This window comes from Isoptericola sp. NPDC019482 (assembly GCF_040632295.1).
Classification (GTDB): Bacteria; Actinomycetota; Actinomycetes; order Actinomycetales; family Cellulomonadaceae; genus Isoptericola.
In genome coordinates this window covers 118,409-143,126 of the sequence record NZ_JBEYBQ010000003.1, presented here as the reverse complement: position 1 = coordinate 143,126, position 24,718 = coordinate 118,409, and the positions used below count along the sequence as shown (strand labels likewise).

Annotated in this window: 27 protein-coding genes, 1 tRNA gene and 1 pseudogene; 15 read left to right on the top strand and 14 right to left on the bottom strand. The window is 73.1% G+C overall.

All coding sequences use genetic code 11. The features are described 5' to 3' along the window. Positions 1-52: 52 nt before the first annotated feature. Positions 53-1,252 (bottom strand): alcohol dehydrogenase catalytic domain-containing protein, encoded by a 1,200-nt coding sequence (locus tag ABZ493_RS03845; RefSeq protein ID WP_430580854.1) that lies wholly within the window; start codon positions 1,250-1,252, stop codon positions 53-55. A gap of 452 nt (positions 1,253-1,704) precedes the next feature. Here ABZ493_RS03845 and ABZ493_RS03840 point away from each other — a divergent pair, with 452 nt between their 5' ends. Then, positions 1,705-2,367: a PAS and ANTAR domain-containing protein gene (locus tag ABZ493_RS03840; protein WP_430580853.1), complete on the top strand. Its 663-nt coding sequence runs from the start codon at positions 1,705-1,707 to the stop codon at positions 2,365-2,367. Positions 2,368-2,389: 22 nt separating this feature from the next. Here ABZ493_RS03840 and ABZ493_RS03835 read toward each other — a convergent pair whose 3' ends face one another. Further along, positions 2,390-2,959: a DUF2231 domain-containing protein gene (locus tag ABZ493_RS03835; protein WP_430580852.1), complete on the bottom strand. Its 570-nt coding sequence runs from the start codon at positions 2,957-2,959 to the stop codon at positions 2,390-2,392. 189 nt (positions 2,960-3,148) lie between these two features. On the opposite strand from ABZ493_RS03835, the gene ABZ493_RS03830 reads away from it, so the two are divergent. From ABZ493_RS03830 to ABZ493_RS03800, 7 genes are all read left to right on the top strand, one after another. After that, positions 3,149-3,328, top strand: a complete 180-nt coding sequence (locus ABZ493_RS03830; RefSeq protein ID WP_430580851.1) for a hypothetical protein — start codon at positions 3,149-3,151, stop codon at positions 3,326-3,328. 84 nt (positions 3,329-3,412) lie between these two features. After that, positions 3,413-4,123 (top strand): PAS and ANTAR domain-containing protein, encoded by a 711-nt coding sequence (locus ABZ493_RS03825; protein ID WP_430580850.1) that lies wholly within the window; start codon positions 3,413-3,415, stop codon positions 4,121-4,123. Positions 4,124-4,194: 71 nt separating this feature from the next. Continuing rightward, the gene (locus tag ABZ493_RS03820) at positions 4,195-5,058 is read left to right on the top strand and encodes an SDR family oxidoreductase (protein WP_430580849.1); all 864 of its coding nucleotides are present in this window, start codon (positions 4,195-4,197) and stop codon (positions 5,056-5,058) included. A 14-nt stretch (positions 5,059-5,072) separates the two neighbouring features. Further along, positions 5,073-5,519, top strand: coding sequence for a DUF6098 family protein (locus tag ABZ493_RS03815; protein ID WP_430580848.1), 447 nt, complete (start codon positions 5,073-5,075; stop codon positions 5,517-5,519). 123 nt (positions 5,520-5,642) lie between these two features. Beyond that, positions 5,643-7,451 (top strand): glycosyl hydrolase family 18 protein, encoded by a 1,809-nt coding sequence (locus tag ABZ493_RS03810; protein WP_430580847.1) that lies wholly within the window; start codon positions 5,643-5,645, stop codon positions 7,449-7,451. A gap of 103 nt (positions 7,452-7,554) precedes the next feature. Then, positions 7,555-7,644, top strand: a tRNA-Ser gene (locus ABZ493_RS03805). Between the two features lie 106 nt (positions 7,645-7,750). After that, positions 7,751-8,062, top strand: a complete 312-nt coding sequence (locus tag ABZ493_RS03800) for a hypothetical protein (protein ID WP_430580846.1) — start codon at positions 7,751-7,753, stop codon at positions 8,060-8,062. 4 nt (positions 8,063-8,066) lie between these two features. Here ABZ493_RS03800 and ABZ493_RS03795 read toward each other — a convergent pair whose 3' ends face one another. Together ABZ493_RS03795 and ABZ493_RS03790 are read right to left on the bottom strand one after the other, a co-directional pair. Further along, on the bottom strand, positions 8,067-9,035 hold the full coding sequence (locus ABZ493_RS03795) for a site-specific integrase (protein WP_430580845.1): 969 nt from the start codon (positions 9,033-9,035) through the stop codon (positions 8,067-8,069). A 261-nt stretch (positions 9,036-9,296) separates the two neighbouring features. Further along, positions 9,297-9,524 carry a helix-turn-helix domain-containing protein gene (locus tag ABZ493_RS03790; protein WP_430580844.1) on the bottom strand — a complete coding sequence of 76 codons (228 nt, stop codon included), beginning with the start codon at positions 9,522-9,524 and terminating at the stop codon, positions 9,297-9,299. A gap of 262 nt (positions 9,525-9,786) precedes the next feature. Here ABZ493_RS03790 and ABZ493_RS03785 point away from each other — a divergent pair. Continuing rightward, positions 9,787-10,260, top strand: a pseudogene (locus ABZ493_RS03785) (transposase); the annotation flags it as partial. A 255-nt stretch (positions 10,261-10,515) separates the two neighbouring features. On the opposite strand, the gene ABZ493_RS03780 reads toward ABZ493_RS03785, so the two are convergent. The 4 genes from ABZ493_RS03780 to ABZ493_RS03765 form a co-directional block, all read right to left on the bottom strand. After that, entirely contained in the window at positions 10,516-11,001 is a 486-nt protein-coding gene (locus tag ABZ493_RS03780) for an Imm8 family immunity protein (RefSeq protein WP_430580956.1), read from the bottom strand. Between the two features lie 314 nt (positions 11,002-11,315). Further along, positions 11,316-11,780 carry a hypothetical protein gene (locus ABZ493_RS03775; protein ID WP_430580843.1) on the bottom strand — a complete coding sequence of 155 codons (465 nt, stop codon included), beginning with the start codon at positions 11,778-11,780 and terminating at the stop codon, positions 11,316-11,318. Positions 11,781-12,423: 643 nt separating this feature from the next. Further along, positions 12,424-12,861: a hypothetical protein gene (locus ABZ493_RS03770; protein WP_430580842.1), complete on the bottom strand. Its 438-nt coding sequence runs from the start codon at positions 12,859-12,861 to the stop codon at positions 12,424-12,426. A gap of 86 nt (positions 12,862-12,947) precedes the next feature. Continuing rightward, the gene (locus ABZ493_RS03765) at positions 12,948-13,508 is read right to left on the bottom strand and encodes a GNAT family protein (RefSeq protein ID WP_430580841.1); all 561 of its coding nucleotides are present in this window, start codon (positions 13,506-13,508) and stop codon (positions 12,948-12,950) included. Between the two features lie 125 nt (positions 13,509-13,633). Between ABZ493_RS03765 and ABZ493_RS03760 the strand changes: the two genes are divergently transcribed. After that, positions 13,634-14,305: a Type 1 glutamine amidotransferase-like domain-containing protein gene (locus ABZ493_RS03760; protein ID WP_430580840.1), complete on the top strand. Its 672-nt coding sequence runs from the start codon at positions 13,634-13,636 to the stop codon at positions 14,303-14,305. Positions 14,306-14,380: 75 nt separating this feature from the next. After that, positions 14,381-14,704: a hypothetical protein gene (locus ABZ493_RS03755; RefSeq protein WP_430580839.1), complete on the top strand. Its 324-nt coding sequence runs from the start codon at positions 14,381-14,383 to the stop codon at positions 14,702-14,704. 21 nt (positions 14,705-14,725) lie between these two features. Here the strand turns inward: ABZ493_RS03755 and ABZ493_RS03750 are convergent, their stop codons facing one another. Further along, complete coding sequence (locus ABZ493_RS03750; protein WP_430580838.1) at positions 14,726-15,325, bottom strand: dihydrofolate reductase family protein; 600 nt, start codon at positions 15,323-15,325, stop codon at positions 14,726-14,728. A gap of 76 nt (positions 15,326-15,401) precedes the next feature. Here ABZ493_RS03750 and ABZ493_RS03745 point away from each other — a divergent pair, with 76 nt between their 5' ends. Next, on the top strand, positions 15,402-15,947 hold the full coding sequence (locus ABZ493_RS03745) for a hypothetical protein (protein ID WP_430580837.1): 546 nt from the start codon (positions 15,402-15,404) through the stop codon (positions 15,945-15,947). Positions 15,948-15,953: 6 nt separating this feature from the next. Here ABZ493_RS03745 and ABZ493_RS03740 read toward each other — a convergent pair whose 3' ends face one another. Further along, positions 15,954-17,018, bottom strand: a complete 1,065-nt coding sequence (locus tag ABZ493_RS03740) for a serine hydrolase domain-containing protein (protein WP_430580836.1) — start codon at positions 17,016-17,018, stop codon at positions 15,954-15,956. 78 nt (positions 17,019-17,096) lie between these two features. Here ABZ493_RS03740 and ABZ493_RS03735 point away from each other — a divergent pair, with 78 nt between their 5' ends. After that, entirely contained in the window at positions 17,097-17,636 is a 540-nt protein-coding gene (locus tag ABZ493_RS03735) for a PadR family transcriptional regulator (protein WP_430580835.1), read from the top strand. A 78-nt stretch (positions 17,637-17,714) separates the two neighbouring features. Further along, positions 17,715-18,338, top strand: a complete 624-nt coding sequence (locus ABZ493_RS03730) for a PAS and ANTAR domain-containing protein (RefSeq protein ID WP_430580834.1) — start codon at positions 17,715-17,717, stop codon at positions 18,336-18,338. A gap of 9 nt (positions 18,339-18,347) precedes the next feature. On the opposite strand, the gene ABZ493_RS03725 is transcribed toward ABZ493_RS03730, so the two are convergent. From ABZ493_RS03725 to ABZ493_RS03710, 4 genes are all read right to left on the bottom strand, one after another. Then, positions 18,348-19,052 (bottom strand): GAF and ANTAR domain-containing protein, encoded by a 705-nt coding sequence (locus tag ABZ493_RS03725; protein WP_430580833.1) that lies wholly within the window; start codon positions 19,050-19,052, stop codon positions 18,348-18,350. Between the two features lie 83 nt (positions 19,053-19,135). Then, on the bottom strand, positions 19,136-19,807 hold the full coding sequence (locus ABZ493_RS03720) for an ANTAR domain-containing protein (protein WP_430580832.1): 672 nt from the start codon (positions 19,805-19,807) through the stop codon (positions 19,136-19,138). A gap of 57 nt (positions 19,808-19,864) precedes the next feature. Continuing rightward, positions 19,865-21,712 (bottom strand): choice-of-anchor I family protein, encoded by a 1,848-nt coding sequence (locus tag ABZ493_RS03715; RefSeq protein WP_430580831.1) that lies wholly within the window; start codon positions 21,710-21,712, stop codon positions 19,865-19,867. 130 nt (positions 21,713-21,842) lie between these two features. Continuing rightward, the gene (locus ABZ493_RS03710; RefSeq protein WP_430580830.1) at positions 21,843-23,144 is read right to left on the bottom strand and encodes a glycosyltransferase 87 family protein; all 1,302 of its coding nucleotides are present in this window, start codon (positions 23,142-23,144) and stop codon (positions 21,843-21,845) included. Positions 23,145-23,272: 128 nt separating this feature from the next. On the opposite strand from ABZ493_RS03710, the gene ABZ493_RS03705 reads away from it, so the two are divergent. After that, positions 23,273-24,619, top strand: a complete 1,347-nt coding sequence (locus tag ABZ493_RS03705; RefSeq protein ID WP_430580829.1) for an Nramp family divalent metal transporter — start codon at positions 23,273-23,275, stop codon at positions 24,617-24,619. Positions 24,620-24,718 lie beyond the last annotated feature (99 nt).

Sequence of the window (24,718 nt, the reverse complement as noted above, 5' to 3'; positions counted from 1 at the left end):
CGGACTGATGTTACTGATCGTAACATCGGGCTCCGGGGCCCTGCCGAGGGGCTCAGGTCGCGGCGGCCCAGGGGTCCAGCACGACCTTGATGCAGCCGTCCTCCTTGCGCTGGAACGTGCGGTACGCCTCCGGCGCGTCCTCGAGCGGCAGGCGATGGGTGCGCAGGTCGAGCACGCCGAGCGGGTCGGTCGGGTCGGAGGCGAGCGGCAGCAGGTCGTCGGTCCAGCGCCGCACGTTCGCCTGGCCGGTGCGGAGGGTGAGCTGCTTGTCGAAGATCTGCATCAGCGGCAGCGGGTCCTTCGCGCCGCCGTAGACGCCCGACAGCGACACCGTGCCGCCGCGCCGCACCAGGGCGCAGGCGGCGAGGAGCGCGGCGAGCCGGTCGGCGCCGCCCTTCTCGGTGAGCGGGGCGGCGAGCAGGTCGGGCAGCAGGCCCACGAGCTTCTGCGCCGTCTCGGCCAGGGGCGAGCCGTGCGCCTCCATCCCGACGGCGTCGATCACCGAGTCCGGCCCGCGGCCGTCGGTGAGGTCGCGCACCGCCGTGCGCACCCCGCGCTCGGCCGGGTCGAAGGTGATCACGCCGTGCCGCTGCGCCATGATCCGCCGCTCGGGCACCGGGTCGATCCCGACCACCGTGCTCGCCCCGCGGTGCAGGGCGACGCGGGCGGCCATCTGGCCGACGGGTCCGAGCCCGAGCACGACGACGCTGCCGCCGTCGGGCACGTGCGCGTACTCCACCGCCTGCCACGCCGTGGGCAGCACGTCGGACAGGTAGAGCCAGCGCTCGTCGGGCGTGCCGTCGTCGGGCACCACGACCGGGCCGTACTGGGCCTGCGGCACGCGCAGGTACTGCGCCTGCCCGCCCGGCACCTGCCCGTACAGCCGCGTGTACCCGAAGAGCGCGGCGCCCTTGCCCTCGTCGCGCACCTGCGTCGTCTCGCACTGGCTCTGCAGGCCGCGCGAGCACATCCAGCAGTGCCCGCAGGCGATGCCGAACGGGACGACGACGCGGTCGCCGACGGCGAGGTGCTCGACGTCGCCCCCGACCTCCTCGACCACGCCCATCGCCTCGTGCCCCAGCACGTCGCCGGCGTCGAGGAACATCCCGAGCACGCCGTACAGGTGCAGGTCGGAGCCGCAGATGGCGGTGGACGTCACGCGGACGACGGCGTCGGTCGGTTCCTGGACGCGGGGGTCCGGCACGTCCTCGACGCTCACGTGCTCCTTGCCCTGCCAGGTCAGTGCGCGCACCGCTGCGTCCTTCCGCCGTCGGGGCTGGTGCCCCTCGGCCGGCGAGCTGCTGCACCGACGCCGCCAGTGAACCACCGGTGCGGGGTGCTCACCCGTCGGCCAGGTGCGAGCACGTCGTGCTGGGCCATGGCCTGCGCGGCGGCCCGGACGGTGTCCGAGACGTCGACGGCGCGTGGGCGCGCTCGCGGACGTCACGGACGCGCCACCGACCCGATGACGCGGATCACCTGTCAGGGGAACCGGGTGCCGCGCTGCTGGACATCCGGTCCGCGGCGACCGCGGACGGTCCCCGCACCGTCGATGGTGCGCGCTCCGCGGACATGGTCGCCACCCGGCGGTGCGTCGTCCGGGGCACCCGCGCTGTTCACCCGCGCGGAAGCGGGCTACGGTCGTGGGGAGTCATGAGGCGGCTCATCTCCAGCGGCGCGATCCGCCACGACGGGAGGATCCACATGACGGACATCACTTCATGGGACATCGAGGGCACCCTGGCCCTCGGCACCAGCCATCCGGTGGGCCGGTACCGGCACGACCTCGCCACGGGGCGCTGGTGGTGGTCGGACGAGACGTACCGCATCCACGGCTTCGAGCCGGGCGACGTCGTCCCCACCACCGCGCTCATCCTGGCGCACAAGCACCCCGACGACCGGGCCCGGGTGAGCCAGGTGCTGCAGCGCGCCTGCACCACCGGCGCCCCCTTCAGCAGCGTGCACCGCATCATGGACGCCCACGGCGAGGAGCGGACGCTCGCGGTCGTGGGGGAGGGGCGCAAGGACGCCGCGGGCGCGGTCTGCGAGCTGGTCGGCTACTTCACCGACGTCACGCCCGCGGTCGCGCGCATCGCCGACGTGCGGGCGACGGCGAGCATCCGCGCGTCGGCCGCCCACCGCGCGACGATCGAGCAGGCCAAGGGCGTCGTCATGTGCGCGCTCCGCACGGACCTCGACGGCGCCTTCGACTGGCTCCGGGAGGCCTCCAACCACTCCAACCTGCCGCTGCGTGACATCTCGGCGCGCATCGTGGCGCTCGCGGCCGGCGGCAACGGCGACATGCGCCAGGTCGCCGAGACGATGGCAGACCTGCTCCAGAACCGCTCGGAGCGCCGCACGCGGTAAGCGCCGCACGCGGTAGCCGCGCTCACCCGGCCCCGGGGACGTGCCGGGGCTCCCGCATCGCCTGCGCGACGTGGCCTCCGAGGTACCCGCCCGCGCCGACCGCGCCCAGGCCGGCCAGGCTGAGCAGCCCGCCGAGCCCGGTGCGGCCGCGACGTCGGGCGCGCCACGAGGCGAGCGCCAGCAGGGTGCCGACGCCGTTGCACGTCGCGTGCAGCGCGGCGACGCGGCGGGCGGGGACGCCCAGCGCGCGGTAGTCCGCCAGGCCCGTCAGCGCGGTCGGAGGGGCGGCGAGCAGCCCGAGGCCGACCAGGCGACGCGCGGCGTCGGCGTGGCCGCGCGGCCGGGTGAGGTCGAGAGCGACGGCGCTCGCCCACAGCCCGATCGGCAGGTCGGTGAGCACGCTGTGCACGGGATGCCCGACGGAGCGGCCGCGCAACTCGTCGCGCACGCGGCCCGGCGAGGGCACCGCGGTGCGTGAGATCCGGTCGTACAGGCTCGCCAACGGGTCGAGGCGCTCCGCGCGCTCGAGCTCGGCGGCGAACCTCGCCAGGGGCCGGTCGGCGGGCGGGTCTGCGTGCCGGTGCGCGGTCATCGTGCCTCCTGGATCGCGTGCGTCCGTCGCGTGCGTCGGGCGAAGCGCCCCTCCTCGACGCCACCACTCGACCCTAGGGCGGGCACCGGCTGCTCGCCGCCGTGGCCCCGGATGCGGGGAGCGCCGACCCGCCCGAGGGTGGGACGACGTGTCGAGACCGACCCGATGCCGAGCCCGAGGAGGACGAGGATGAGCGAGCACCCCACGGAGCCGAACCGCGCGGAAGAGGACGACCCGCGCCGCCAGGCGGAGCGCGAGCGGGCGGCGCACGACAGCGACGGCAAGGCCGCCGACGTCGGCGCCGTCCCGGGCGAGAAGCCGAAGGACGACCCCGACGAGGAGGGCGAGGACCGCTTCGACGCCGGGTGAGGTGGCCGTCCGCGCGCGGCGGCGCTAGCGTGAAGGTTCCGGCGTCAGGAAGCGGCACCGACTCTCTGCTTTTCGGAGGTCACGATGACGACGACAACTCCCGCCGACACCGACCACCTCGTCTCCGCGCTCGCGGTCGGGACCCACCTGCTCACCGGCTCCTACCGTGCCGAGGCAGGGACGGGGCGGTGGTGGTGGTCCGACGAGGTCGACGCGATGCTCGGCCACGAGCCCGGCGCGCTCGAGCCCGGGCCGGAGACTCTCGAGGCCAAGCTGCACCCCGACGACCGCGACCGTGTGGTGCACGGCGCCGCCCGCGCGCTCGGCACCGGCGGTCCGGTCGTGACGGCCCGGCGCGTGGTGGACGCGCACGGCCGCACGCGCACCCTGCTGGTGACGGCGCAGGCCCGGCGTTCCCGCGGCGACGGTCCGCCCGAGGTGGCGGGCTACGTCGTCGACGTCACGCCGGTGCAGCGCGAGGCCGTGCAGCGCGACGTGCGGCGCGCCCTCGACAGCGCCTTCGTCTCCGCCGCGTCGATCGAGCGCGCCAAGGGCGTGCTGATGGCCGCGCACGGCGTGGACGAGGACACGGCAGAGAACATGCTCACCGAGGCGGCGGGCGCGACCGGCGCCACGCTGCGCGAGGCCGCCACCCAGATGATGGCGCAGCTCGCCGCGGGCGAGGGCTTCGGCCGGCTCGCCAAGCAGGGCATCCGCGACGCCCTCGCCGCCGTGCAGCCCGCCAAGCGGCCGCACGTGCACGAGGCGCAGCTCGCGCGCCGTCGTGCCGCGTGACGACGCACCGCGCGAGCACGGACCCCGCGAGCACGGACCCCGCGGCCGAGCCACGACCCGAGGAGGACAGCATGGCCGACGACCAGCAGTCGTTCCCCGCCCAGCAGCAGGAGCCGCCGGGACTGACCGGCGCGATGACCCCGACCCCCGACCACGGCGAGGAGAGCTACCGCGGCTCCGGCCGGCTCGACGGGCTGCGCGCCCTGGTCACCGGCGGCGACTCCGGGATCGGGCGGGCGGTGGCGATCGCGTTCGCGCGCGAGGGCGCCGAGGTCGCGATCGGTTACCTGCCGGAGGAAGAGGAGGACGCGCAGGAGACGGCGCGGTGGGTCCGCGAGGCGGGCCGGAAGGCCGCGCTGCTGCCCGGCGACCTCACCGACGAGACGACGGCGCGCGGCCTGCCCGGCCGCGCGGTCGAGGAGCTCGGCGGGCTCGACGTCCTCGTGAACAACGCGGGGTTCCAGATGGCGCGTCGTGACTCCGTCGAGGACATCACGACCGACGAGATCGACCGCGTGCTGAAGACCAACCTGTACGCGCTGCTGTGGGTCACGCAGGCGGCGCTCAAGCACCTGGGCGAGGGCTCCAGCATCATCAACAACTCCTCGATCCAGGCCTACCAGCCGTCGTCGTCGTTGCTCGACTACGCGTCCACCAAGGCCGCCATCAACAACCTCACGGTGAACCTGGCGAGCGAGCTCGGGGAGCGCGGCATCCGCGTGAACGCCGTCGCCCCCGGCCCCATCTGGACGCCGCTCCAGCCGGCCACGCAGCCGGAGGAGAAGCTGAAGAAGTTCGGGCAGGACACGCCGCTCGGGCGGGCCGGCCAGCCCGCGGAGGTGGCGCCGGCGTTCGTGTTCCTCGCCTCGCCGCGCGACGCGAGCTACGTCTCCGCGACCGTCGTCGGCGTGACGGGCGGCAAGCCGGTGTTCTGACCCGGGAGCACGACATGGGACTGCACCTTGCGGACGGTCCGGTCACGCTCGACGACGTCCCCCGGCTGCGTTCGCTGGGGGACGTCGTCGCGCTGCTCGCCGTCGCGGAGCGCTTGTACGTGCGGTTCAGCGCGGGGCCGGTGGCCGACGCCGGCACCGAGAGCCGCGACCACGAGAGCGGGTGCCTGCTCCCCGGCCTGAGCGTGAACCCGCTGGACCCGGAGCCGTGGTGGGACCGTCCCGTGGAGCACTGGGTGGCGCGCCAGCTGTGCCAGTACGCGCACCTCATGACGCCGGAGCGGTTCCCGTGGGTGCTCACCGGGGACGTGGTCGGTCGCGGTCCAGACTGCGAGCCGCTGCTCGACGCGACCACCCCCGTGGCGTCGGTGGCGCGCTCCGTCGTCGACGAGGCGGCCGCGCTGTACTCGCGGGTCTTCGACTCCGGCGACGACGGGACGTGACGGGGCGCGGAAGCGCGCGCTGACCTGGGCAAGGGCTGGTCAGCCAGGCACGCCCACGGTATTGTGCAGGAGCCCGAACAAATCCTGATCCGGGTGCGCCCGGAGGAAGCAACGAGGCTCCCGATGAGACACCGACCGTCCCCGCGCTGCCACGGCGCCCTCACGCTCGCCGCGGCCGCCGCCGTCGTCGGGCTGACCGCCGGCGGGGCCTCCGCCGCCCCCGCGCCGTCGACCCCGCCCCTGCCCACCGCCGCGTCGGTGCACGACGCCGACGGCGTCAACGGCTTCAAGACCCCCGCCTACTTCCCGGGCTGGGGCCCGCAGGACGTCGGGTTCGAGGTCGCCGACCTGCAGCGCTCCGGGGCGGTCGAGGACCTCACCCACCTCAACTACGCCTTCGGCAACGTCACGACCGACCTCGTCTGCGACATCACCGACCGCGTCGACCCGGACGAGGGGGCGATCGACCCCGAGACCGGGCTGCCCGAGGGGCACATGGAGGGCGACCCGCTGAACGACTACGTGCAGCTCAAGGGCGCCGGACAGGCCGTGGACGGCGTGGCCGACGGCGCCGACCAGGCGCTGGCGGGCAACTTCAACCAGCTCAAGAAGCTCAAGGCGGCGAACCCCGGGCTGAAGGTGCTGATCTCCCTGGGCGGCTGGACCTGGTCGGACAACTTCTCCGACGCGGTCAGCTCGCCGGAGAACCGGCAGCGGCTGGTCGACTCCTGTATCGACCTGTACCTCGACGGGAACCTGCCTGTCGTCGACGACCCGAAGCACGGTGTCAAGGGCGGCGACGGCGCCGCGGCGGGCATCTTCGACGGGTTCGACATCGACTGGGAGTGGCCGGTCGTGGGCGGGGAGCACCCGAGCGACCACCCGGAGGCGGACAAGGAGAACTTCCTGGCCTTCGCGGAGCTGCTGCGCGCCGAGCTCGACGCGCGCACCGCCACCACCGGGGAGGGCTACCTCATCACCGGCTTCGCCCCGGCGTCGTGGGCGGGCCGCACCGAGGGCGGGTGGGTGGACCCGCGGCTCGCCGCCGTCGTGGACTTCCTCAACATCCAGGGCTACGACTACGTGGGGCCGTGGCAGGCGGGCAGCACGGGCCACCAGGGCAACCTGCACGAGTACCCCTCGTACGCCGACCCGAGCCAGTCGGCCAACTGGGGCCTCGCCGCCGACGGCCTCATGAACGCCTACAAGAACGCCGGGTACCGCGGCGACCAGCTCGTGCTCGGCCTGGCCGCGTACGGGTACGGGTGGAAGGGCGTCGACGACCCGACGCCCGGCGCGCCCGCCAGCGAAGGCTCCCTGCCGTTCACGTACTACGCGCAGCTGCAGGACCGGTTCGCCGAGGGCGGCTTCACCGAGCACTACGACGAGCAGGCCGGGCAGAGCTACTACTTCAACGGTGACGAGTGGTGGACGCTCGACACCCCGCGCTCCGTGACGGCCAAGGCCGAGTGGCTCGCCGAGAACGGCTTCGGCGGCGCCTACCTGTGGGACATCGCCGGCGACTCCGACCGCGACCTCAGCTCCGCGCTGGTCCGCACCTTCCAGGCCGCGACGCCCGGCCCCCTCGTCGACGGCGAGGGCGCCGCGCCCTGGTACCCGACGGGCGTCTACACGACGGGTGACGTCGTCTCGCACGACGGCGTCGAGTACGCCGCCAAGTGGTGGACGCGCGGCGTCGCCCCCGCGTCGGTGGAGGCCAAGAAGGACCCGTGGAAGGTCGTCGGCGAGCACGGCGACCACCCGGTGGACGCCGAGCAGTGCGCGCCCGCGTTCGACGCGGGCAAGACGTACTCCACCGGTGACGTCGTCTCCCGGGCCGGCGTGAACCACACCGCCCAGTGGTGGACCCGCGGCGAGCTGCCCGGCAGCGACGTCAAGGGCTCCTGGGACGCCGGGGCGCCCTGCGTCTGACCCGATCATCCGGGCGACGGCGGGCGCCGAGACGCCCGCCGTCGCCCGGATTTCGAGTCTGCCGATCCATTGGGTATCCTCGGTGGGCCGGTTCGTCCGGCGAGGTAGCGTGTCCGAGCGGCCTAAGGAGCACGCCTCGAAAGCGTGTGTGGGTGCAAGTCCACCGTGGGTTCAAATCCCACCGCTACCGCCACCCGAAGGGCCCCACCCGCAGCATCATGCGGACGTGGGGCCCTTCGTCGTTTCCAGGTCACCGGAAACTCACCGGATTGCCTCCCGCGCTGAGCCATCATTGCTGAGTGAACGGGCGAGACAGGCAGTGGACGAGCACGGTGTCGGGCGTCGTCGCCCTGCTGAACGACGCTGATCCGTACGGTCTGGAGCCAGGCAAGCCGGGTGGCGCCCCGATTGACGAATACGAGCTCGAAGCCGAGCCCATCGCCAAGCACCTCTTCGACGGCGGATCGATCACCGTCGAGCAGGTCGACGCGATCTGGCGCCACTGGTTCAGCGAGTCGCTTTCGGGCTCGGGGTGCTACGGACGATCCGCGACCGAGGAGTTCGTGGCACGACTCAACGAGCTCGTGAAGTCGACGCCCTCCCAGACGTGACCCTCTAGCGCCGGTCATGGCGCACACGCTCGTCGGTGGGGGTCGCCGTGGACTGCTCGATGAGCTGATCGATGACGACGCGCAGGTCTGGCGCGACATGGGTCCGCTTCACGTAGTGCCGCACGGTGGTGCCCTCGTCGGCGTGGCCGAGCAGCGCGGTCGCGTTGGCGATGGTCGTCGAGTTCGCGACCTGGGTAGCGACGGTGCGGCGGAAGTCGTGCGGCGTGACCTTGGTGCCGATAGCGGCCTGGGCGTCGCGGAGCTGGTCGCGGATCCGGCTCGGTGCGCGCGGCGTGGCGTTGGTCGACGGGAACACCAGAGCATCCGGCCCACCGTCGAGCCCGAGGTCCAGCGCCTCGGTGATGGCCGCGACCACGAAGTCCGGCAGCGTGATCGTGCGGCGCGATGTATCCGACTTGGGCTTGGACTGCCGCAGCAGCCGGCCCTCCACTCGGACGATGGTGCCTGTCACGGTGAGCGTCGGGATCAGGGCCTCGAGTTCAAGGTCCGCCTCCCGCAGTGCCAGGCACTCACCGATCCGCAGACCGGTGCCGAGCATCGTGTCGACGATCTGCGGCAGCAGGGTGATGTTCCGCTTACCTCGGGGGAGCGCGGGACGGTCCTCCCACTCCCGCACGGCCTTCCGCAGCAGGGCGATGTCCTCCAGCCCGAGCGTGCGGACCTCATCACGCCGAGGCTTGCGCACGGTGACCGCGTCCCGCACCGGGTTGAACGGCGCGGCCCCGTACCGCACGCACATCATCATGACCTGCGACAGCACGTTGCGAGCCTGCCGGGCGGTGTCGAACTTCTGCGCCGCGCTCAGCGCCATGAGGACCCGGTTCACCGAGACAGGTGTCACCTCCCGTACCCGCAACGCCCCGAACGCCGGACGCAGGTCCCGCTCCAGCACGCCGAGGTACGTCGTCAGCGACTGCGGGGTGATCTGCCCCTCGACCCGCTTCTCGGACACCCACTGATCGAAAGCCACCGTCATGCGAGTGTCGGGCGTGAGGCCAGCACCGCCAGCACTCGTGCCGTGGGTGCTGGCCTGGTGCAGCTTGTCCTCGAGCGCGCGCTGAGCGGCAGCGCCCGAACGGCCCCGGGCCTCGACAGTGCGCAGCACCCCGGACACATCGCGGTACCGGGCACGCGCTCGCCAGGAGCCGGGGGCGATCTCCGTACGAGCGATGTGCCCCCAGCGTCCCGGCTCAATCGGCTTCCGAGGCATCGGTCAGCCCGCCGCGCCGCTATCGGTGACGCGATCCAGCCACGCCTCGACGTCGTCCGGCCGGTAACGCAGCCGGGCGCCGACACGGACCACGTTCGGCCCACCGCCGCGGCTCGACCACGCGTAGACGCAGTGCAGGGTCACACCCAGATACTCGGCCAGCTCGTCCGGCGTCATCAGACGTCGACGGTTGGTCGTCCGGTCGATCTGGCTCACGCTCGTGGTGCTCATGATCGTTCGGGTCTGCTGCACGGATAGGTGACGTTGATGATGTAGGGGTCCGCGTCGTCCGGGCGTGTGACTCTATCGGTGACTGACGGCCTGCTGGCCTGTCCTGGAACTGATCCGTCCGCGCTCGGGCGGCGTGGGCCGCGGTCCGACGCATGTCGGCCAGAGGCGAGCATGACTTCATACGAGCCTGGTCAGCCCCGTCAACGTCTTGTCTGCCCGACCCCTGGCCGACGTGCCCATCAGCGAAGGGCACAAGGTCATCATGACAACTTTCAGCACTGACGTCGTCGGGGCGCCTGCCATCGTCGCGGGCGTCGATACCCATTCCGAGATGCATCACGTGGCCGTCTTGTCGGCCACTGGAGCGAAGCTCGGTGACAGGGCCGTTCCGGCGACGTCGGCCGGCTATGAGGCACTGCTGAGATTCGTGCGTTCCTTCGGCCGGGTCGGCCTCATCGGCGTCGAGGGCACCGGGTCCTACGGGGCCGGGCTCGCCCGCTACCTGAGTGGTGAAGGTGTGCCGTTCCGAGAGGTCATCCGTCCCCGCCGCGCCCAACGCCGCAGGGGCAAGTCTGATCCGATCGATGCCTACGCTGCCGCCGCCCAGGCGTTGGGCGAGCCCGAGTCACTTCCGCAGGCCAAGACCGGCGAAGGCGTCGTCGAACAGATCCGCATGCTGCTGATCGTGCGGCGCAGCGCCGTCAAGGCGCGCGTCGCGGTGATCCGCCAGATCAGATCATTACTGGTCACGGCCCCCGAAGCGCTGCGAGTGCGCTGGTCACGCTACCGAGAGCCCGTACTGATCGAGACCCTTGCAGCAACCCGACCCGGATCGGCGACGGAATCGGTGACCGCGGCCCACGCCGCCCGAGCGCGGACGGATCAGTTCCAGGACAGGCCAGCAGGCCGTCAGTCACCGATAGAGTCACACGCCCGGACGACGCGGACCCCTACATCATCAACGTCACCTATCCGTGCAGCAGACCCACACTCAGCCCTCGGCCCAGAAGGATCGGCCAGGGTTCTGAAGCCCGGCATGCTGGTTAGTGGTGCGGTCGTGCCTGTAGTCGTACTCCCAGGGCAGGACACGCCCGATGCGAGCCGCAAGCTCTCCCCAATCGGGCGCGGGGCTGCAAGCCTTGATGAGTCGATCGACGGCCGACTCGAATGCGGCCGGGGACCAACTCCGCATGAGCCAGACGCCGGCCACGGGGAGTACTTCACCGCCGGGCAGCACATCCACAGCGAACCCGTCATCGCCCCACTTCTCAACGCTGAACTGCTCGGCGAACATGGAGGGTGAACACAGGATGCAGTCGAAGGAGTCGGCCGGATCGCTGGTGGTGGTGCCAATCAGAACCTGCGCCGAGACCCCGAAGTGTGTTGCCCCGAGGGCCGGCTCGCTCTGGTTCCACCAGTGGTAGAGGAACTGCTTGACCTCGGCAGTTTCTCCGCGGCCAGACTCGATCGCAGACATGGCTGCAGTCTGTCAGCACGCGCCGGACAAGGTTTGGCGCGGCGGGCCCGTGCGGGAGAGGCATCACCTCTGCTTGGTCTAGCTGTGTCGCGGATCATTTGGCACGACTCGGTCGCACATCACCTGGCACAGGACACCACGCTCTGCTCGGCCCTCGTGAGGACTTTCTCTACTGACTCAAGGCGCGGCTCCGCCGCGCGTGCGAGCGCCGGGGAGCACCGCGGGGCCCCGCGCTTCGCTCGCAAGCTCGCTCGCGCACCCCACTGTGCTCCCCGGCGCTCGACTTCACCCGGCCCGCTGGGCAAGCCCCAACGTCACGCCGTTGTGTTCGGCCGTCGTCGGGTTTCGACGACCTGATCGCTCTCCTCATCTGGCTCCAGACGCTTGCGCAACCAATCCTCCCGAGCCTGGCTCATCCCCGCGATCAGCGCCCACGTGGCGAATGGGCCGAGCGCCGCCATGATCCAGGCGAAGGTCCAAGTCTTGTCGTGCGGGTTGTAGACGTCAGACCCGCCCGGCGCGATCACGACCGGGTCGATCGCCGCTTCGGTCGCCTTGGGTTGGGGTTCCCCGAAGCCGCTGGAGAACTGGACGCCGTCAACGTCGTGCGCGCCGTCGGCCGACTCGAAGGTCCCGTACCAGTGGCAGTCCTTAGGGCCGCAGTCCTCGACCAGAGGGATGAATCGTCCCTCGATGCCTCGGTGCGTCGCCTGCCAGCTGTCGACGGACCAGAAGACCCCGATCGCGACCCATGCACCGCCGAGGGCGATCGAGACCACCCAGACCGGAAGAGTGACTAACCAGAACGACACGAGTCGACGACGACGTGGTGACGGAGGCACGGCGCGGAGTCTACGCAGGTCACCCCGGGGCCGTTCGTGCCTGGGGCCGGCGTCGGCTGGGGTCTCCTTCGCCCTGAGGCCCCGGCCCCGCACCGAAAGCCGAGCATCCGGCCGACTCCGGACCGCGTCAAGGGCGCCTGCGGCGTCGCTGCGCGATGGCCTGCGGCCACCCTTGACCCGGACCTCCGCCGACCTCTTGTGCTCCGCTATCGGTACGGCGCCTCCGAGTGTCCCCACCGGCCGAGGGGCCGACAGGTCGCCGGATTGCCTCCGTCTTGGACGGCGGATCGGTGCCGGCGAGTGCAATCCGATCCTACGGGCGGCGCCGTAAAAGACCAGGTCAGGCGCCAGAACGACCCGGGCGAGCAGGGCGGGCCAACGCACCGTTTTCAAGCCCACCGCTACCGCCCCCCGAAGGGCCCCACCCGCAGAATCATGCGGACGTGGGGCCCTTCGTTGTTCCTGCGTGCCTCGCGCCTCGTGCACGTCGGTCGACGCCGCGCGGGTCTGCTTCCCGATGGCGTGGCTGAGGAGCCCCCGGGTCCGTCCAGAGCCGCCTTCCCTGGCTGGTCCACGAGCGCTACACGGGGGTACTCACCGCGCGGATGCGCGACCGGGCATCGGCTACCAGGCCGACCGCTGCCGCGAGCGTGACCGTCGCGAGTACCGCCGGCGCCCACGCCGGCATGCCTTCATTGAAGCGGGTAGCCACGCCGAGGACGGCACCGACGGAGCCGCCGGCGACGACGAGAAGCGCGGGCCACCGCCACGCCACTCCGGTGTTCCAGAGCAGGGGCACGCAGAGCCCCAGGCCGATCAGCATGGGGAGCAGTCCGGCCAACGCACCCTCGACCCCGGTGCCCACCGGGTCCGCGATGGCGTACGGGCTGCCGTCGACGGCCTCGTCCGTCCAGGCATAGGCGAACAGGTACGCGAACAAGCCCGTGAACAGGGCGACGACGAACGCAAGGCCGACGCGTGTCCGCAGCCACCGAGGACCGCGGCTGGTGTCTGTCACGAGGGACACCGTAGCTAGGTAGTCGAGGCCCTGGGTCATCGCCTCCGGCCCGGCGCCGACGGCCGAGCATCCGGCCCTTTCCGGGACTACGCCTGGTCGAGCGCTTCCCAGTCACGCCGGAGCAGCCCGAACACCCACGAGTCGGAGACGTCGCCGTTGACGACGCAGTCCTCGCGGAGCGTTCCTTCGTGCACGAACCCCAGCTTCTCCAGGACGCGGGCGGACGCCGCGTTGCGGGTGTCGGTCTCGGACTGGACGCGGTTGAGGGGCAGGGTGTCGAAGGCCCACCCCAGCAGGGCTCGCGCCGCCTCGGTGGCGTAGCCGTGGCCCCACATCTGCTCGCCGAGGCAGTAGCCCAGCGTCGCGCTGCGGAAGTCGGGATTCCACTCGAACAGGCCGCACCAGCCGACGAAGGCGCCGTCGGAGGCGCGGTCGACGGCGACGCGCGCACCGCTCCCGTCCTCCTCGAGCCTCCGGGACACGGCGACGAAGCGGTCGGCGCGCGCCCGGTCGGTCCACGGCGGGGAGTCCCAGTAGCGCAGCACGTGGGCGTCGCTGTGCATCGCGAACAGGGCGTCGGCGTCGTCGTCGGCGACCGGCCGCAGCCGCAGACGGTCGGTGGTCAGCGTCGGGGTGGGCAGCGGCATGCGCCCATCGTGGGCGTTCGCCGTGCGACCGTCACGGCAATACCCGCTACCGCGCGACGCCGAGCCGATGAGTCCGCCGCGGTCGCGCCGTCTGCAGGGGAGAGCACCGACCCGAGGGGCACACGATGAAGCTGCTGCTGACGTCCGCAGGCGTCCGGAACGCGACGATCCGCGCCGCGCTGGAGGATCTGCTCCCTCGACCGGTCGCGGACTGCACGGCCCTCGCCATCCCCACCGCGCTGTACGGGCACCCGTGGGTGGGCCCGGGACGGAACGCGTGGAACTTCATCACCGGCACCACGGACCACCACATGACCGGCCTTGGCTGGAAGTCGGTCGGCGTGCTCGAGCTGACCGCGCTGCCGAGCATCCCCGAGGAGCGCTGGGTGCCGCTGGTGCGGGAGACCGACGTCCTGCTGGCCGCGGGCGGCGACGGCGGCTACCTCGCCTACTGGATGCGCCGCTCCGGCCTCGCGGACCTGCTGCCCACGCTGGACGACATCGTGTGGGTCGGGATGAGCGGCGGCAGCATGGTGATGACGCCGGCCCTCGGGGAGGAGTTCGTCGGGTGGCTGCCGCCGGACGGCGAGGACGCCGCCACGCTCGGCGTCGTCGACTTCTCGATGTTCCCGCACCTCGGCCACCCCGACCTGCCCGACAACACGGAGGACGCGGCCGAACGCTGGGCGGCGAAGCTCGCAGGTCCGTCCTACGCCGTCGACGACGAGACGGCGTTCGTGGTCGACGACGGCGCCTTCGAGGTCGTGTCCGAGGGGACGTGGCGCAAGCTGGCCTGACGGCGGGCTGTACCTTGGCCAGCGGCGGCCGGGCCCCGGCCGGCCTCACCGGAACCCCCAGGAGAGCCCCACCGCATGGCGACGCACCACGACGGATACCCGGACGAGCAGGGACCGAGCCCGCTCCGCGCGGCCGCGGTGGTCGGCGTCGCGCTCATCCAGGCGGGCCTGGCGGGGCTGTACGTCACGACGTGGTGGCGGCACGTCCAGAACCTCATCGAGACGCCGGAGCTCCTGCCCGCGCTGTTCCGCGTGCTGTCGGCGGTGCTGTTCGTGTGGGTCGTCGCGGCGGAGGTCCGCGGGCTGGTGCGCGGACGGCGCTCGCCGCTGCCGGTGGTGTCGCTCGCGGGGGCCGCGACCGTCGGCGTCCTGCTGCTCGAGGTGCTCGCGCCCCGCTGACGGTCTCGTGCTGAGCGACGCTCAGCGGACGACGTCGTAGACGACGTGCACCGCCGTCGACGACGGCGTCGCGCTGCGCTGCACCAGGGTGTGGCCGCGGCCGCCCACGAAGAGCGACGTCCCGTCGCCGAGGACGACGGGGGAGAGGTGCAGGCTCAGGACGTCGAGCAGTCCCGCGTCCAGCGCGGAACCGACGGTCGCGCCGCCGCCCATGACGACGACGTCCCGGTCCCCGTCGCCGGCCTCCACCGCTTCACGGGCCTGCGCGACGGCGTCGCGCAGGCCGGTGGTGACGAACGTCCAGAAGGCGAGCCGCGTGCGTACGGGTGGGTCGCTCGTGACGACGAAGAACGGGGGCCGGCCGACCTCGCGGGCGCCGTAGCCCACCTCGTCGTCCCAGCCCTGCGGCCCGTCGACGACGTCGAACAGGTTCCGCCCCAGCACGACGGCGCCGCTGCGCGCCGTGGCGGAGCGCAGCTGCTCCCGGTCCACCGGGTCGTCGCTGAACGCCCACGTGTGCAGGGCCTCGCCGCCGTCGCCCAGGCCGTTCTCGGGTCCCGGGTTCGGCCCGGTGACGAACCCGTCCAACGAGATCGAGATGTCGCCCACCACTCTGCTCATAGGTGGTGGACCGTCACGACGGCGCGGAGTCATCGCCGTACGATCCGGTGAGCCCGTCCGAGACACCGGAGTCCAGATGCACCCACGACCGTCGCCGGTCCTCGTCCCCGCACCGCGAACTCCCGACGCCGCGTGGACGCGGTGGGGCACGTGGTGGCTCCCGCTCGGCCCGGTGCTGGTGGCGTGCTACGCGACGGTCATGGTGCTGACGATCCTGGTGCTGGAGCCGCTCGCGGCGATGCCGGGCATGACCCGGGCGGAGATCTTCGCGGCGCTGGCGGCGGCGGGGGTGTCGGTGGCGGGCAAGGTCCCGTTCCTCGTCGGGTGGGCCGCGCTCGGCGTCGGGCTGTCGGTCGCGGGGTGCGCCGTCGCGCTCCGCGGGCGGGTGGCCCCCGACACCGCGCTGGCGTGGCAGCTCGCCGTGCTCGCGCTGGGCGCGCCGGCGTACTTCTGGGCGGCCTTCGACATGGGCATGGACCTGGCCGACACCTTCATGATCACCGGGGGCGACCACTCCGCCATCCCGCCGGTGCTGTATGCCGTGAGCGGCTGGGCGCTCGTGGCGCTGGTCGCGCTGCAGATACCCCGCGTCGTGCGGTGGGCGAGGGCCCGGCGCGCCTGAGCGCGGTCAGAGCGCGGCGAGGACCCGCGCGATGCGCGCGTGCGTCATGAACGACTGGTTCATCCGCCGGTAGGCGTGGAAGTTCAGCACCACGTGGGCGTCCTGGCGCGGGTAGAAGAACAGGTGGGTGGCGAAGTGGCCCAGGCCGCCCACGGGCTCGGGCAGCCCGCGCAGGAACGGCGGCGTGAACTCGCCGAACCGGACGGTGACGGTGCCCGCGCCGTAGTGGATGCCGCGGCGGAGGCGGTGACGGGGCCTGCTCATCCAGGCGAGCGTCGCGGGCGAGACGAGGCGGCCGCCGTGCAGGGCGCGTTGGAAGGCCACGAGGTCCGACGGCGGTGCGACGATGCCGCCGCCGGCCCAGTCGAGGCTCATGCTGAGGGCGCGGCTGAGCTCGTGGTCGCCGATCCAGAACGGCGCGACGTCGAGGCCGGCAAGGTCGGCCGGCGTGCGGGCGTCGGTGTACGGGGTGGAGCTGCGCTCCATCCCCGCGGGGGCGAGGACCCGCTCGCGCAGGACGTCGTTGAACCGGCCCCCGGTGACCTCCTCCGCGATCCGGCCGAGCAGGACGAAGCCCGGGTCGCCGTAGCAGAACCGTTCGCCCGGACGCCCGACGGCGGCGTGACCGCGCACCTCGTCGAGCAGCGTCGCGGGCGTCCACCGCCGGTCCGGCTGCCCGGCCGTGACGTCGATGGAGTACGCCGTCTCCCGGATGCCCGACGGCTCGAAGAGGTCGGGCAGTCCGCTGGTGTGCGTGAGCAGGTGCTCGACGGTGACGTCGGTGCGCACGTCGACCCCCGGGGCGGCCGGCAGACCATCGACGTCGGCCGCGGGCAGCAGCTTGCCCAGCGGGCTGTCGACGCCGAGCCGCCCCTGCTCGACGAGCATCGCGACGAGCGTCGCCGTCATGACCTTGCCGACGCTGGCGGCGTGGAACGGCTGCGACCCGCCCGACTCGAGCTCCAGCCCCGGCGCGACGACGAGTACCTGCGGTGGCGGCATCGACGAACGGCGCCGGGCCTTCCTGTCCAGCGACGACCTCAGGCGGTCGACCTCATGTGTCGCGCTCATGGCCCCTCCTCTCCCGACAACTCTCATAGACATGTCTACTAGATAGGTCTATGAGGGTCAACGGTCTAGGGTCGGACCATGGCGCACGTGATCCTCGGGCTGCTCCTGCTGCGGCCGGCCAGCCTCTACGACCTCGTCAAGCACTTCGAGGCGTCGGTCTCGCTGTTCTACAGCGCCAGCTCGGGCAGCATCCGGCGGGCGCTGGAGACGCTGCTGACCGGCGGCCTCATCGAGGTGGCCGAGGTCGCCCCGGGCGCGCGCGGCCGCAAGACGTACCGCGTCACGGACGCCGGCAGCGCGGACTTCCGTGCCTGGCTCACCGGTCCCGTGACCGGACCGGACGCGGAGGCCGCCGTCCTGCCGCGGCTGTTCTTCCTCGGCCTGCTCGAGCCGGACGAGCGCGCCGCCGTCCTGCCGCGGCTGACGGCGCGGGTCGAGCAGGACGTCGCACGGCTGGAGGCGCTCGAGGAGCAGCTCTCCGGGCAGGGGGTCCCCGACGAGCTCGCCGACGTGTTCGCGTACCAGCGCGCGACCCTCGACTACGGCCTCGCCTCGGGCCGCTTCGCCCGCGACTGGTTCCGCCGCTACGCGCGGGAGCACGACGCCACCACGCCGTGAGCGGGCCGGTCCGCTTGCTAGAGTCATGGCGCCGGTCAAGCAGTGGCCGGTCCGCTCTGAGCAGTGTCGGAGGCAACCGTGCCCACAGACACCACCGTGACCGGTGAGCCCTCGGGCCTCCGTGCCCCACGCCTGGTGGGCTCCTTCCGCCTCGACCTGTCCTCCGACCGCTGGACCTGGTCGGAGGCCGTCTACCGCCTGCACGGCTTCGAGCCCCACGAGGTGGTCCCCACCACCGGCCTCGTCATCGCCCACACCCACCCGGCGGACCGCGACGACGTCCGCGCGGCACTGGTCACCGCACCGACAGCGGGGGAGCTCTCGAGCGTCCACCGCATCCTGACCGCCCGGCGCCGCGAGCTCACGGTCGCCGTCGTGGGCAGCACCGAGGCCGACCCCGCGCGCGACGAGGTCGCGGGTTACTTCCTCGACCTCACGCCCGACGTCGCGAAGCGGGCCGCCGAGCGCGCCTCCGCGGACATCCGGGCGGCGGCGACGACCCGCGGCATCATCGAGCAGGCGAAGGGCGTGCTCGCCGTCGTCTACGACGTCGGGATCGACGGCGCCTTCGACCTCATGCGCACGGCCTCCAACGACCACAACGTGGCCGTGCGCGACCTGGCGCGGGCCGTCGTCGACGTCGCGCACCGCCGCGACATCGACCGTCGCGCCGCGCTCGACCGCGTGCTGCGCCGCGGCTGACCGCTCGGGTCAGTCCTCGGTCCGGCGCGTCTCGACCGGTCCGGCCTCGTCCGCGAAGCTGAGCCGCCGCGCCACCACGTCCTCCGCGACGTCCTCGAGCGTGCTGCCCCGCCCGAACGCGTGCGCACGCAGGACGGCGAGGGCGTCGTGCGGCTGCACCCGCAGCTGCGCGGAGACCATGCCCGTGGCCTGGTCCACCCGTGCCCGCGCGGTCCAGCCCAGCTGGTCGATCTCCCCGAGCACGGCCGTGCCGATGGCGTCCGCGAGGAACTGCGCGTCCTCGGTGTCACGGGCCAGCTGGCGCCCCGGCCCGACGACGAGCCCCAGCACCCCGACCGGCTGACCGCCCACGCGCATGGGGACGCCGAACCAGGTGCCGTCGCCGGTCGCCTCGCCGGCGAGCTGCGAGAACACGGGGAACGGGTCGTCCCCGAGCGCGGCGCCGAGCGGTGCCGAGACGATCGCGTCGTCCTCGAGAGCCCGCCGGCCGGGGCCCTCGCCGAGCACGTCCTGGATGCTCGCGACCGCCGCCGCGGCCGCGTTCGTGCTGGTCACGGTGACCTGCTCGCCCGGCACCGTGGCGAGGGCGAGGCTGCCGGCGCGCGCGCCGAGGATGGTGGTGCAGGCCTGGCACATCCGCGCCGCGACGGTCTCCTCGGGGTCGAGCACGGCCAGGGTCCGCGCGAGCAGGCCCAGCAGCTCCGAGGTGTTCACCGCTCGCTCCGTCCTGTCGCCTGCGGGCCAGTGTGGCACTGATGCCCGATGCTCGACACGGCGTGGGGGGACGGGTGCCGTGCTCAGCGGTCGAGGTCGCCGATGGTGTCGCCCTCGCTGCCCAGGACGAGGGTCCGCACGATCGCCTCCGCGACCTCCCGCTCGCTGAGCCCCCGCCGGTCCGCCGCCGTCCGCAGGGTGGCGCGCGCCTCGTCCTCGGGGCAGTCGTTCGACGCCATGATCGCGCCGACCGCCTGCTCCACCGTCGCCCGGTCCGACATCGTCCGGTACAGGCCCGCGACGGCGTCGCCGAGGTCGGCGAACTGGAGCTGGAGGCGCACGGCGTCGGCGGCGAGCGCGGCGTGCCCCACAGCGGCGTCGACCAGACCGGCGGGCCAGTCCCCGGCCGCGCGGCTGTACACGTTGATCGCCACCCGGACGCCGGGACCCACCTCGGCCGGGACGGCGAGCGCCTGGACGAAGCCCTCGGCCTCCGCTGCCGCCTGCCAGGCCTCCCAGCCGGGCACCATGTCGGCGAGCCGCGTGGTCAGCACCGTCCCTCGCCGCATCGCGTCGATGCAGGGCCCGGTGTCGGCGCGCGCCTCGGCCTGGTCGCAGCGGCCGGCGCCAGGAGTGCTGCTGCCGGCACGCAGCGAGATGCCGTGCTCGCGCAGGCTGATGCTCGCCTCGACGCCGTGGCCGAGCACGGCCGCGGCGCGGACCGCGCACTCGTCGAGATAGCGGGACAGGGTCATGGCGTCACGGTACTCGCGCGCCACGACCCCGTCCCACCGGTCCTCCCGGCGGCGCCCTCAGCGGTGGCCGTCGAGCCGGTCCACCTGGAACAGCGTCGTCGTGCCGGACACCTCGTTTGCGACGGCGAGCAGCGGCCGGTGCGTGGGGGAGTCGGACGCCGGGACGAACGTGAGCCCCTCGGGGCCCAGGTCACCGGCCCCGGCGAGCGCGGTGGCCGGGTCGGCGCCGTCGTCGACGGCGTCCTCGACGGAGACCCCGTAGTCGCGGTTCGAGACGTAGGTGACGAACGCGGCGCGCTCGGGGCGCGTGATGTCGTAGACCATGACGCCGCCCGCGCGCTCCAGGCCGACGAACGCGTACGTGCGGCCCGCCACCTCGCCGATCGTGAGGTTCTCCGGCTCGGGGCCCTTGTCGTCGCTGCGGCCGTCGCCCTTGGTCTCGGTGTGGTTGGTGTTGAACGCGTCGCCCAGCGCCTCGGCGGTCACGCGCTCGAACTCGTCTCCCGAGTCGAAGACCAGCTCGCCGTCGGTGCTCCAGACCGAGAACGACCGCCCGCCGAAGGCGAACAGCTCCTCGTAGCAGGAGCCGTCGGCGCTCAGCCCCGACGCCGTGGTGACGTTGAGGCGGCCGAGGTCGGCGTCGCCGAGCAGCGCCGCGGCGGGGGAGTCCTCGCACACGGGGGCCAGGCCGTCGTCGCCCAGGTCCTTGACCCGCGCGGGCTCGGCGTAGTCGCCCCACTCGCGGGCGTCGCCCTCGTTCGCGGTGACGAGGTAGGTCCGGCCACGGGAGGTGTACGACGCGATCCCGTCGGGCATGTACAGCCCCCGGACGGGGACCTCGCGCACCGCGGCGACGCCGTCCTTGTCGGACGGGTCGATGCCCTGGCCGGGCACCGAGTGGTCCTTGCTGCCGAGCGACCACAGGTCGGTGGTGCGGGCGCCGCGCAGGTCGACCTCGGCGACGGCGTTCGCCTCCTGCAGCGCCACGTACGCGGTGCGGGAGTCCTTCGAGACCGTCACGTACTCGGGCTCGAGGTTGCGCGACACACGGTGGTCGAGCGACCCGTCCGGGCCGGCGACGTCGGGCCCGAAGACGCGGACGCCGTCGGGCAGCGCGTCGCCCTCGTACGCGTGGAACGTGGCGGTGCGCACGGCGTCCTGCGCGACGTCGTCCGCGTGCTTGCCGGTGAACCGGCGGGGCAGGTCGACCACGGACACCGTGCCCTCGGGGTCGACGGAGAAGTCGTCCGCGGGCTCGCCCTCGTTCGCGACGACGGCGCGACGGCCGTCGGGCGTGACCGTCACCATGTCGGGCAGCGCGCCCACGCGCCAGGCTCCGAGGGCATCGCCGTCGCCGGCGGCGTCGAACAGCACCAGCCAGCCGTCGGAGACCTTGTCGGGCGCCTCGACCGCGACGACGCCCAGCCCGTCCGGGCGGATCGCGACCGAGTTCGCGACCGCGCCGTCGGGCACGGTCGAGCCGTCCGCGGCGCGCACGCCCGTCGTCTCGAGCGCGAAGAGCTTGCGCGGCGACGACGGCCGCGCGACGTCGAGCACGGTGACCTCGCCCGCCTGCGCGTTCACGGAGAAGAGGCGCTTCGAGCGCGCGTGGTACGCGACGATCTCCGCCGCCGACTCGTCGAACACGCCCGTGGCGTACGAGCCGAGGGGCGAGAGGGTGACACGGGCGTCGTCGGCCGAGAGCTCCACGGGGTCGGCGACGACGCCGTCGCCCGGCGTCGTGCCGCCGCTCCCTGTGTCGCGGTGAGCCGACGCGGTCAGCGCGACCGGCACCGCGAGCGCGACCGCGACGACGGTGGCGCAGGCGCCGACGACGGCGCGGCGACGCGTCGACGGGGCGGGGGTCCGGGAAGCGTGGGGGTGCGGGGTGCGAGCTGCGCGCAAGGGGTCCTCCGGGGGCCGGGGCGCGCGGAGGCGCGCCGTCGACGTGACCGTAGGGAGGACGGATGGCCGCCCGGGGTGGCCGCGATGAACGCGCGACGACCCGTCGGTGAACGCCTGCCTCGGCCGCCGCTCAGGCGGGCGAGCCGGCGTCCGCGACACCGTCGTCTCGCACCCCGGCGCGGCCGAGCTGCACGATCCGCCACACCGCACCGGCGAGCAGCACGACGAGCGCGAGGTTCCGCAGCGCCTCGACGACGACCATCGCGGGCTGCCCGCCGAGGAACTCGCCGTACGCGACCGGGTAGACGATCTGCGTGCCCAGCGCCGCCAGGAGCACCCCGACGGCGGGCGGCCCCCACAGGCGGCGCGTGCCGGGCCCGGCCAGGGCGATCGCGGCGGCCAGGGGCGGCCCGATCCACGCGACGAACTGCGGTGAGCCCACCTTGTTGAACACGATGAGCGAGAGCAGCAGGGCGGCGGTGCTGAGCAGCAGGACGTCGCCCGCGTGGTCGGGCCGGCGCCGCGCCGTCCACCAGGTGAGGGCCGCGATGAGCAGCACCGCGGCCGGCAGCAGCCAGTCGAGCAGGGACGCGACCTGGCGGGCGGCGTCGCCCTGCACCTCGTAGGTGAAGATCACGTCGTTGTAGTCGATCCGCACCGACGGGTCCCACAGCCGCGCCACGCTGAACCAGGTGGCGAACACCGACTCCGCCTGGAGCGTGCGCGCCTCCTGCTGCCCGAACACGCTGAACGCCCGCTCCCCGGCGCCGCCCGCGAGGGCGAGGCCGACGACGACGAGGCTCACCGCGGCGCCCGGCACCACCACCTGCCGCAGCAGGTCGCGCCAGCGGGCGCGGGTCGCGGCCAGCGCCACGACCACGGCTCCCGGGGCGATCTTGATCCACGCGCCCGCGGTGGCGACCGCCGTCGCGAGCGTGGGGCGTCGTGCCGCGACCGCCAGGGAGATCAGGATGAGCGGCGCGACGACGCCGTCCAGGCGGCCGAGGAAGATCGGGCCGAGGGCGAGCAGGAACGCGAGCCACCACCAGGCGCCGAGCACCCCGCGGGGTGCGGAGCGCACCAGGACGACCGTCGCGACGGCGTTCAGGGCGACGACCATCGCCGTCCAGACGATCTCGTACCCGAGCAGGTTGCCGGTGACGAGCGCGGGCAGCGTCACGGGCACGAGCGCCCCGGCGGGGTACACCCAGTCGTAGTCGAGGACGGGCCACTGCCCGGTGTCGAGCCCGTGGCGGGCCCACCACTCGTAGAGGGTGACGTCGCCGTAGATCGTGTAGCCCCAGGTGATGGCCTGCCCGATCACCCAGGCGTGCACGGCGACGAAGCCGAGCGCCAGCAGCCACCGGGACCGCAGCACGGCGCGCAGCGGACCGGGGGCGTTCCGCGCGGCAGCGGTCTGCGTGGATGGCACGACCGACATGGTGACAGACCGGGCTCGGAGCCGCCCCGGAGCGACGGCGAGGATGCGTGATGCGGGTTCGGACGTCTAAGATTTCGGACACCCGAAAAATGGACGACCTGGCCCGCCGGAGGACCCGCATGACCCGACCGACCCTCGACCGACCCGCCCAGGGGATGCGCCCCGCGCGCCTGGTGACCCTGCTCGGGCCGGCGTTCGTCGCGGCCATCGCCTACGTCGACCCGGGGAACGTCGCGGCCAACCTCACCGCGGGGGCGCGGTTCGGGTACCTGCTGGTGTGGGTGCTGGTCGTCGCGAACGTCATGGCCGTGCTGGTGCAGTACCTGTCCGCCAAGCTGGGCGTCGTCACCGGGCGCTCGCTGCCCGAGGTGCTGGGCGAGCGACTCTCCCGGCGGGGCCGGATCGCCTACTGGGCGCAGGCGGAGGTGGTCGCGATGGCCACCGACGTCGCCGAGGTGATCGGCGGCGCCATCGCGCTGCACCTGCTGTTCGGCGTCCCGCTGGTGCTGGGCGGGATCATCACCGGGGTCGTGTCCATGCTGGTGCTCACCGTGCAGCAGCGCCGCGGCCAGCGCGTCTTCGAGACGGTCGTGACGTCGATGCTCGCGGTCCTCACCGTCGGGTTCTGCGCGGGGCTCTTCTTCTCCCCGCCCGACCTGGGCGCCGTGCTCGGCGGCCTGGTGCCGCGCCTCGACGGCCCGGAGTCGGTGCTGCTCGCCGCGTCGATGCTCGGCGCCACGGTGATGCCGCACGCGATCTACCTGCACTCCTCGCTCGCCCGGGACCGCGTGCGGCACGACGCCCGGGTGCAGCGGCGGCACGCCCTCGCCGCCGGGGCCGAGGGGCGCGATCTCGTGGGAGGTGACGACGCGAGGGAAGACGACGTCGCCGTGCCGGGGCCGCCGTCGCCGCCGGTGGTCCGCCGCCTGCTCACCGCCACCCGCTGGGACGTCGTCGCCGCGCTGGTGCTCGCGGGCAGCGTGAACATCGCGATGCTGCTGCTCGCCGCGGCCAACCTGCCTGGTCGTACCGGCACCGACTCGATCGAGGGCGCGCACGCGGCGATCGAGTCGTCGCTCGGGCCCGCGGTGGCGGTGCTGTTCGGCGTGGGGCTGCTCGCGTCGGGGCTGGCGTCGACGTCGGTGGGCGCCTACGCCGGCGCGGAGATCATGTCCGGCCTGCTGCACGTGCGCGTCTCGCTGCTCGCCCGGCGGCTGGTCACCCTGGTGCCCGCGATCGTGCTGCTCGCGACGGGGGTCTCGCCCACGTGGCTGCTGGTCGTGAGCCAGGTGGTGCTCAGCTTCGGCATCCCGTTCGCGATGATCCCGCTGGTGCGGATCACGCGCGACGCCGGCCTGCTCGGCGGCTTCCGCAACGGCCTCGGCACCCAGGTCGCGGCGTGGGCCGTGGCCGCCGTCATCGTCGTGCTCAACGTCGCCCTGCTCTGGCTGACCTTTACCGGCTGACCGTCGCGGCAGAACCGCACCGGCGAGGTAGTAAGGGATCCCGCGAGGTAGTGCGGGACTGCGCGAGGTAGTACTGGGTCCCGCGAGGTAGTGCGGGAC

Bases quoted from the DNA above. Each gene is read 5' to 3' on its own strand.
- ABZ493_RS03840 (WP_430580853.1), top strand. From the start codon at position 1,705: ATGACGGACATCACTTCATGGGACATCGAGGGCACCCTGGCCCTCGGC.
- ABZ493_RS03835 (WP_430580852.1), bottom strand. From the start codon at position 2,959: ATGACCGCGCACCGGCACGCAGACCCGCCCGCCGACCGGCCCCTGGCG.
- ABZ493_RS03830 (WP_430580851.1), top strand. From the start codon at position 3,149: ATGAGCGAGCACCCCACGGAGCCGAACCGCGCGGAAGAGGACGACCCG.
- ABZ493_RS03825 (WP_430580850.1), top strand. From the start codon at position 3,413: ATGACGACGACAACTCCCGCCGACACCGACCACCTCGTCTCCGCGCTC.
- ABZ493_RS03820 (WP_430580849.1), top strand. From the start codon at position 4,195: ATGGCCGACGACCAGCAGTCGTTCCCCGCCCAGCAGCAGGAGCCGCCG.
- ABZ493_RS03815 (WP_430580848.1), top strand. From the start codon at position 5,073: ATGGGACTGCACCTTGCGGACGGTCCGGTCACGCTCGACGACGTCCCC.
- ABZ493_RS03810 (WP_430580847.1), top strand. From the start codon at position 5,643: ATGAGACACCGACCGTCCCCGCGCTGCCACGGCGCCCTCACGCTCGCC.
- ABZ493_RS03790 (WP_430580844.1), bottom strand. From the start codon at position 9,524: ATGAGCACCACGAGCGTGAGCCAGATCGACCGGACGACCAACCGTCGA.
- ABZ493_RS03780 (WP_430580956.1), bottom strand. From the start codon at position 11,001: ATGTCTGCGATCGAGTCTGGCCGCGGAGAAACTGCCGAGGTCAAGCAG.
- ABZ493_RS03765 (WP_430580841.1), bottom strand. From the start codon at position 13,508: ATGCCGCTGCCCACCCCGACGCTGACCACCGACCGTCTGCGGCTGCGG.
- ABZ493_RS03760 (WP_430580840.1), top strand. From the start codon at position 13,634: ATGAAGCTGCTGCTGACGTCCGCAGGCGTCCGGAACGCGACGATCCGC.
- ABZ493_RS03755 (WP_430580839.1), top strand. From the start codon at position 14,381: ATGGCGACGCACCACGACGGATACCCGGACGAGCAGGGACCGAGCCCG.
- ABZ493_RS03750 (WP_430580838.1), bottom strand. From the start codon at position 15,325: ATGAGCAGAGTGGTGGGCGACATCTCGATCTCGTTGGACGGGTTCGTC.
- ABZ493_RS03745 (WP_430580837.1), top strand. From the start codon at position 15,402: ATGCACCCACGACCGTCGCCGGTCCTCGTCCCCGCACCGCGAACTCCC.
- ABZ493_RS03740 (WP_430580836.1), bottom strand. From the start codon at position 17,018: ATGAGCGCGACACATGAGGTCGACCGCCTGAGGTCGTCGCTGGACAGG.
- ABZ493_RS03735 (WP_430580835.1), top strand. From the start codon at position 17,097: ATGGCGCACGTGATCCTCGGGCTGCTCCTGCTGCGGCCGGCCAGCCTC.
- ABZ493_RS03720 (WP_430580832.1), bottom strand. From the start codon at position 19,807: ATGACCCTGTCCCGCTATCTCGACGAGTGCGCGGTCCGCGCCGCGGCC.
- ABZ493_RS03705 (WP_430580829.1), top strand. From the start codon at position 23,273: ATGACCCGACCGACCCTCGACCGACCCGCCCAGGGGATGCGCCCCGCG.